The 3,730-nt window shown below is 63.9% G+C and carries 2 protein-coding genes; both read left to right on the top strand.

The window, feature by feature from the left end; translation table 11 throughout:
* A partial coding sequence (locus EN991_RS27335; RefSeq protein WP_164769398.1) for an OmpA family protein occupies positions 1-616 on the top strand: 616 nt, incomplete at its 5' end.
* Position 617: 1 nt separating this feature from the next.
* The coding region (tssM, locus tag EN991_RS27330; protein WP_127369919.1) for a type VI secretion system membrane subunit TssM at positions 618-3,730 on the top strand (3,113 nt) is incomplete at its 3' end.

Below are 3,730 nucleotides of genomic sequence, written 5' to 3'. Positions count from 1 at the left end.
GGCGATTGCAGCCATGACAATCCATGTCGGGCTCTCGATGGCACTGAGCAGCCGGGCGGTCGAGCTCTCCGCACTTGTTCGCGCGCTGCCGCCGCCCGCGCGCGGCGACATCACCCGCACGTCGCCCAAAGTCGATGCCCCGCCGCCGGAGAAGGTGGATTTTGCGCTGTTGCCGGAATTTCAGGCCGGGGCGCCCGCCGACCTCAAATCCGCCCTCAGCGGCACCGAAAGCGTTTCGCTGGCCAAGCTGACGATCCAGGCCTCCAATCCCGAACTGTTCCAGTCGTCACGGCCACAACTGACCGAAGGCTTCGAGCCCCTGATCGGGTCGCTCGCCAAGGTGATCCTCGCCAACCAGGAGCTGATCGGAAACATCACCGTCGTCGGTCATACCGACAGCGTTCCCCTGCAAAAGACCAATCCGCTGTCGACCAACCAGCGACTGTCGGAGGCTCGCGCCCAGACGATTGCCGACATGCTGGTCCAGAACGGAGTGCCGCGGGATCGCGTCCATTCCGAGGGCCGCGCGGCCACCGATCCAGTCGCCACCGACAGCACGCGCGAGGGGCGGGCCTTGAACCGCCGCGTCGAGGTGCTTGTCGAAAAGAGGCTGTGAGATGTTCATCCTGCGCTTCCTTTGGGCTGTCCTGACATCACGCTGGCTATGGACGCTGATCGGCCTCACGCTGCTTTCCCTGGTCATCTGGGTGTTCGGTCCGATCGTCAGGGTCGGTCCCTATGAACCGTTCGCCTCTGATAACGTGCGCATCGTCATCATTGCGCTGCTGGTCATCTTCTGGCTGATCTGGCTGATCGTCGCCCAGCGCCGGGCGATCCGCGCCAACCGTATGTTCGTCGCCGAGATTGCCGCGCCGGTGGTGGAAAAGCCGCTCAGACCCGGCGAAGAGAATGTCGCGGCCGTCGGTGCCAAGTTCGCCGAGGTGATGGCCGAACTGAAGCGCCGCAAGCTGGGCGGACGAAAGTTTCTGCGCGAAATGCCATGGTATGTGATCGTCGGGCCGCCGGCCACCGGCAAGACCACGGCCTTGCGGCAGTCCGGGCTGAATTTTCCGATCGACCTCACCGACGACCTGCAGGGGGTCGGCGGCACGCGCAACTGCGACTGGTTCTTTTCAGAACATGCGGTTCTGATCGACACGGCCGGCCGTTATGTCCAGCAGGAGAGCCAGCCCGATGTGGACGCGGTTGAATGGCTGGGCTTCCTCGACCTGTTGAAAAAGCACCGCGGACGCCGCGCGCTGAATGGCGTAATCGTCGCGCTTTCGATCGACGTGCTTTGGGAGGGCGATGAAGCCATCAAGGCGCACGGCCGCAAGATCCGCCGCCGGTTGGCCGAACTCAACGACCGGCTCGAAATCCGCCTTCCGGTCTATCTGATGCTGACCAAGGCCGATCTGATCAAGGGCTTCGAGGCTTTCTTCGGCGGCTTGTCCACGGCTTCGCGCGAGCAGGTATGGGGGACCACCTTCGCGCTGGAAGCGCGTGTCGATGCCAAGACCATTGAACGGGAAATTTCCGCGCTGGCGACGGAACTTGAGCGGAGGCTGGTGCCGCGGCTGGAAGATGAGGACAAACTCGCCGCCCGTGCCGAGATTTTCCGCTTTCCCGCCCAACTGGCAAGCCTGTCCGAACCGATACAGGTGCTGGTCGAGGCAATGTTCGGCGAAAGCCGGTATGAAGAGGTCGCCTGGCTGCGCGGGCTCTATCTGACATCAGCGACGCAGGAAGGAGCGCCCATCGACCGGCTGACCGCGGCGCTGTCTTCGTCCTTCGGCCTGCCGCCGCGACGGGCGCTGCCCGCACCAAGGGTCGAAAAACGCAGCTTCTTCCTGAAGAACCTGCTGACCGAAGTCATCTTCAAGGAAGCGGGCCTCGGCACGTTCGATCCGCTGGCGCAACGGCGCCGCGCCTGGATCTGGCGGGGTGCGGCAGCCGCTTGCGCGGCGGCGGCATTGTTGGCCGGCGGGTTGTTCACCTGGTCCTATTTTGACAACCGCAACGCGATAACGGCCCAGGCAGGCCAGTTCGAAGCGCTGCAGACGCCGCTGACCTCCGTCGCTGCAACGCCGGCATCGGTGGAGCAGCCCGCCATGGACGGCGCGCTCGGTGCGATGGACGCGGTCGCAACCGCCCGGACAGCACCGCCTGGCGCCGCACAGGATCTGCTGGGACCATCGGCCTCCGCGGAAATGGTGCGGGCGCAGACCGACACGTACGATCATGCCCTGCGCAATGTTCTTGAGCCGCGCATGATCGCCTTGCTCGAAGCGACGATGTGGCGGCAAATCCGCGACCCGGATTTCATGCTCGGAGCGCTGAAAACCTATCGCATGATGACGGGCCTGTCTCAGATGGATCCCGATTACGCCCAAGACTGGTGGGCGAACAGCTTGCCCGAATTCGCGGCCGCGGCACCATTTCCGACCGCCGATGCCGAAGAGCATCAGCTTGCCGCCATCCGCCGGATGACGGTCGACGAGAGCTATGTCGCGCCCGACCAGGCCCTGGTTGCCGAAGCGCTGAAAACGGTGTGCACCATTTCGTTGCCGGCGCGCGCCTACAAACAGTTGCTGGCCGATCCGGCAGTGGCCGGGCTCAAGGAGTGGGTCCCGGCGAATTTCGCCGGCCCAAACGGCGGCAAGGTGTTTGCGCGGCGTTCCGCCAAGACGCTTCGCGTCGGCATTTCCGGCGCCTTCACCTATGCCGGCTTCCACGACGTCATTCTCGATCGCATCGACGATGTCGCCGCACAGGCCGCGCTCGATCGTGCCGTTTTCGCTGGCGGCTGCTCAGAGAACTCCGAAACCTCGGTCTCGGCGCTGTCCGAGGATATTCTGAAGCTCTACTATGACGACTATATCGCGCAATGGGACAGCTTCCTGCGCGACATGAGGCTCGCGCCATTGACCGATCTCATCGTCGCCAGTGAGAACCTCAAGGATCTTTCGAGCGCCGATTCCGCGCTGAAGCGCCTGCTGACGGCAGTGGTGCAGGAGACGGAGCTCACCCGTTCGGATGACGCGCCCGCCGGAGATGACAAGGCGGCAGCCAAAGGCGGCTCGAAACTGCTCGGCAAACTGGGCAAGCTTGGCAAGATAGTGAAAACAGGGGCAAAACTGTTGCCACGGGCGGGTTCGGCCAGCGAGGTGGACCTGACCGGCAATCTTGTGGCCGAGCATTTCAAACCACTCAAGAGCACCATTGCCGAGGTCGATGGCCAGCCGCCGGCACTGGATGCTGCGGTCGTCGCGCTGACCGCACTTTCCAACGTGCTGCAGACGGTCACCGCGAACCCCAATCCGCAGGATGCCATCAAGAAGCAGGGCGGCCTTGCCGAACTGACGGGAGCGGTCGCCCGGCAGGCACAGATCCTGCCCGACCCTATCAGCAGTTGGCTGGGCGGGATTGCCGGCGACACCAGCAATTTGACTCAGAAGGCGGTCACTTCGGAGCTCAACGCCATCTGGCGGGCCGATATCCTGCCTTTCTGCCAGGCGGCGCTGAACGACCGCTATCCGTTCAGCGCCGAGAGCGCGGTGGACGTCAACGTGCGGGATTTCGCAAGGCTGTTCGGACCGGCCGGGCTGATCGACGGTTTCATCAACGACCACCTGATCAACTATGTCGACATGACCAGCCAGCCGTGGAAGTGGCGCGCCGATTTCGGCCTTGATGCTTCGGCCCTGGCGGCATTCGAGCAGGCCAGGCA

Source organism: Mesorhizobium sp. M7A.F.Ca.US.005.03.2.1 (assembly GCF_003997795.1).
In the GTDB taxonomy this organism is placed as follows: domain Bacteria; phylum Pseudomonadota; class Alphaproteobacteria; order Rhizobiales; family Rhizobiaceae; genus Mesorhizobium; species Mesorhizobium ciceri.
Note: the sequence above shows the minus strand (reverse complement) of the source record. Positions and strands in the feature narration are given on the sequence as shown.